Raw genomic sequence first — 223 nt, 5'->3', positions numbered from 1 at the left:
GTTCAGGCGGTGCCCCGCCTGGTAGAGGGTTTCCCCCATAATCTCCTGCACCCCGTCAAATCGCCGGGACGGGTAACCGGTGACATCATACTGATAATGCTCGCGCAGGTTTCTTTCATCACTCACCGAGACCACCTGGCCGTTGCCGTTGAGGATATAGTGCAACCGCTGCGCATCGTCACGGGCCGCCGTCAGGTTCAGGGCCGCATCGTATGTATACTGT

General features: G+C 58.7%; 1 protein-coding gene. It reads right to left on the bottom strand.

Going from position 1 to position 223, the window contains the following annotated elements; translation table 11 throughout:
• Positions 1-223, bottom strand: a 223-nt coding sequence (locus tag ABR397_RS24240; RefSeq protein ID WP_350307905.1) for a hypothetical protein, incomplete at both ends; no start/stop codon positions are given.

The organism is Photorhabdus viridis, from assembly GCF_040256935.1.
Lineage (GTDB): Bacteria > Pseudomonadota > Gammaproteobacteria > Enterobacterales > Enterobacteriaceae > Photorhabdus > Photorhabdus viridis.
The sequence above is the reverse complement of the archived record's forward strand: the minus strand, read 5'-3'. Positions and strand labels throughout refer to the sequence as shown.